We start from the raw sequence: 2,236 nt of genomic DNA, 5'->3' as shown, positions 1-2,236 counted from the left end.
AATTTAGTATCTAAAAACACTTTAATTATCTAACATGATGAGGTCTATTTCTATCCACTATATTATTTGGCGCTTACGATGAAACAATCAAAAGAGAAGGAAAAAAGAGAGGATCTTATAAGAAAAAGAACTAATAAAACATTTAAATAGAAGTAATATGAGCGCACTAAAGGGCAGTCGTTTCTGACTGCCCTTTACAAGTGGAAACCCCCAAATATTTAAAGCGAGTTTTTTATTGACCCCCCTTAAAAATTAAAGGTTCTATTAAAGTTGGTTTCAAATCAGCCTCAATATATAGGAGGCCACTCTGTTAATTTATCACTCTCTTCTTTAAGCTTTTTTTCTTCAGCTTCAAAATCTTCTATGGTCCAATCAGGATGATGGATTACAACATCCAAATAATATCTCACTTTATTTCTTCTCATGTTATTCCATACTCCTTTTAAAATTCATTTGATGACTTTGTATAATCTTTCCTCTATTCAAATTATATTATGTTGAACAATATTTGTCATCTATATTAGATATCAAATAAAAAAAAGAAGGCATCGCCTTCTTAACGCATACAAATATAAACAAGATATGCTACATAAATTGCAAGCATCACAATACCCTGCCATTTAACAAGTTCTTTCTTCTTCCAGGCAAAGCCCCATACTAGAGTACTTACAACAATTAAAATAAATGTATCAATCAAGTTTTCTGTAATAATGGCAACAGGACTAATGACCCCGGCAATACCTAATACAAATAAGATATTAAAGATATTAGATCCAATAACATTACCTAAAGCCATGTCGATTTCATTCTTTCTTGCAGCTACAATAGAAGTCACAAGTTCTGGAAGACTTGTTCCTAAAGCGACAATAGTCAAACCAATAAGGTTCTGACTGAGTCCTAGCATAGTTGCAATAGCTGTAGCACCTTCTACAACAAAGTCGCCACCAAATTTAATCGCAGCAGCACCACCTACAATATAAACAATACACTGCCATACTGGTAGTAGCTTGATTTCTTCATCATTTTCTTCGCTTAACGCTTTATTTCTTGCCTGTAATGCAGAATAGATCATCCATCCTAAATATGCGGCAAATAACACAATAAAAACTGCACTATCTACTCTACCTAGCATACTGTCTAAACCAAATACAAGTAATAAAGCAGCACAGATAATAGAGAATGGGAATTCCTTCTTTAATGTATCTGTAGAAACTGCAAGAGGTACAAATAGTGTACATACACCACATACTACCATTAAGTTAAATAAGTTAGATCCTACTACATTACTGACTGCAAGAGCATTGTTGTTGCTCATTGAAGCAGTTACGCTGACTGCACATTCAGGTAAACTTGTACCCATGGCGACAATTGTAAGTCCAATGATCATTGAAGGGACCTTTAATCTTTTTGCGACAGAAGAACTTCCATCTACAAAGAAATCTGCACCCTTAATCAATAATACAAAACCAACAATTAATATACCAATTTCCATGAAAGTATTTAACATTTTTTTATTCTCTTCCTTTATATATAAACTGATTAATAATTTACCATTTTATCATAGTGTTAGTCAATAGTATCCGACGATTGAAGTACATCAATTATTTCATCATAATTTCACATGTAAGGTGACGATAATGACTGATTACTTGTTTATTAAAAATCTGTTTTAGCATATGCTTCTTTTTCATCAATAACCTTATTAACTACTTCATCCATACCATCAGTACGATAATCACGATAACCATAAGAATCACCTAAAACATGATCATCTTCATCTAATAAGACATAATCCACTACCCAAGTATCAATAGACATGCTGACAGGAATCTTGTTTAATTCCTTACACTTTTTCATTCCATTTTCAAAATGATAGATTTCTTCTAGTTTGATTTTTCTCTCTTGTATACAGGCTAACATATGATGCTCACTAGAAGTTCCAATATCTACTGCAAGATAATACTAGCTCATTTCCATTTACCTCCTTTTGTTTATGTTTTCCATTGATGACTCATTTGATATAAAAGAAAGATGTAAAAAAGTCCACCGGAGTGGACTATATTCCATTTAATTCATCAAGCATTGCGCTTCTGTTTTTATATTGAACCTTCCATTTCTTAATGATTTCATCAACGATTTTATCACCACCAGTAATAGACTTCATGATTTCCTCCATTTCCCCGCGCCTTCGTTGCGCGGACACAAATATATAACCAAACTCAAATCCACCAAAACT

At 32.9% G+C, this 2,236-nt stretch carries 4 protein-coding genes; all 4 read right to left on the bottom strand.

Annotated elements, in window-relative coordinates; all coding sequences use genetic code 11:
• Positions 1-287: 287 nt before the first annotated feature.
• Positions 288-425, bottom strand: a complete 138-nt coding sequence (locus EAI80_RS13545; protein WP_161220362.1) for a hypothetical protein — start codon at positions 423-425, stop codon at positions 288-290.
• A gap of 131 nt (positions 426-556) precedes the next feature.
• Entirely contained in the window at positions 557-1,507 is a 951-nt protein-coding gene (locus EAI80_RS12750) for a calcium/sodium antiporter (RefSeq protein WP_129982337.1), read from the bottom strand.
• Between the two features lie 149 nt (positions 1,508-1,656).
• Complete coding sequence (locus EAI80_RS12745) at positions 1,657-1,920, bottom strand: hypothetical protein (protein WP_129982336.1); 264 nt, start codon at positions 1,918-1,920, stop codon at positions 1,657-1,659.
• A gap of 136 nt (positions 1,921-2,056) precedes the next feature.
• Positions 2,057-2,236: hypothetical protein (locus tag EAI80_RS13540; protein ID WP_161220361.1), on the bottom strand; the 180-nt coding region annotated here is incomplete at its 5' end.

Source organism: Catenibacterium sp. co_0103 (assembly GCF_004168205.1).
GTDB lineage: Bacteria > Bacillota_I > Bacilli_A > Erysipelotrichales > Coprobacillaceae > Catenibacterium > Catenibacterium mitsuoka_A.
This window is presented reverse-complemented; position numbering and strand designations above follow the sequence as displayed.